The organism is Mesorhizobium sp. M1A.F.Ca.IN.020.06.1.1 (genome assembly GCF_004023265.1).
Classification (GTDB): Bacteria; Pseudomonadota; Alphaproteobacteria; order Rhizobiales; family Rhizobiaceae; genus Mesorhizobium.
This window is the reverse complement of the sequence record NZ_RZSR01001508.1, coordinates 1-846: the sequence shown is the minus strand read 5'-3', so window position 1 is coordinate 846 and position 846 is coordinate 1. Positions and strand designations below refer to the sequence as shown.

The window sequence follows — 846 nt, the reverse complement described above, 5'->3', positions numbered from 1 at the left end:
CGCGAAGGCGTCGCTCCAGCTAAGCAGCTTATCCCGAGCTTCCTGGGAATGTCTTCCAGCCTTGCGGACGAGAACATTGAACAGTTCGCCCAGCACCTGGACCGGAATGACTGCGGCCTCTCGTGGAACGTTGCGTAGCAGTTCGATAACGACGTCGCGCTTCTCCGCGTTGTTAACGCCCTCAGCATAGGCCAGGACGTTGGTGTCGATGGCGACCTTCACCGATCGTCCTCATAAAGTTCATCGCGGGTCCAGTGTCCGGCATTGAGTATCGGCTGCCGTTCGAGGCGCGACAGCAATGCTGCGTGCGAGCGGGAGGCCACGTCCTCGTGCTTCTGCGCAGGCACGATCCGCGCCACCGGCCGCCCATGGGTGGTCACGACGTAGCTGTGGCCCTCGCGTACATCACGCAGGATGTGGGAGAACCTGCGATTGGCATCGGCTGCCGAAACGGTTTCGTCCATGGCTGCACCTAACCTGTAGTTATTCTCACTACAATAACGACAGAGGCTCTGTTTATCAAGCGGCGCGCACGATGATTCCCAGCGAGGGTTGCGGTCGCACAAAAGTGACCGCAAATTAATGCGACATCCGGGCCAATTGGTGGTACCGCCCCGGCGTGCCGGCTCGCCCCCAAAGCCAGGCCCGGAATCGCGAAGTCAAATCAGGGCGTTCCCTTGAACCGCATCATCCCGCTCATCCTGGCGGTCGCTCTTTTCATGGAGAACATGGATTCGACCGTGATCGCGACCTCGCTGCCGGCAATCGCCATTGACATCCACACCAGCCCAATCGCGCTGAAGCTGGCGCTGACGGCCTATCTCGTGTCGCTGGCAATCTTCATTC

1 protein-coding gene and 2 pseudogenes are annotated in these 846 nt (G+C 59.9%); 1 reads left to right on the top strand and 2 read right to left on the bottom strand.

Translation table 11 applies throughout. The annotated features are described in order from the left end of the window. A pseudogene (locus EOA60_RS35185) lies at positions 1–222 on the bottom strand (PIN domain-containing protein); the annotation flags it as partial. Then, the gene (locus EOA60_RS35180; protein WP_067329962.1) at positions 219–464 is read right to left on the bottom strand and encodes a type II toxin-antitoxin system prevent-host-death family antitoxin; all 246 of its coding nucleotides are present in this window, start codon (positions 462–464) and stop codon (positions 219–221) included. The pseudogene EOA60_RS35185 and the gene EOA60_RS35180, both read right to left, overlap by 4 nt. Positions 465–677: 213 nt before the next feature. On the opposite strand from EOA60_RS35180, the pseudogene EOA60_RS39485 reads away from it, so the two are divergent. Next, positions 678–846: pseudogene (locus tag EOA60_RS39485) on the top strand (multidrug efflux MFS transporter); the annotation flags it as partial.

Excerpts from the sequence above, each read along its gene's own strand:
- EOA60_RS35180 (WP_067329962.1), bottom strand. The coding sequence starts at position 464 with ATGGACGAAACCGTTTCGGCAGCCGATGCCAATCGCAGGTTCTCCCAC.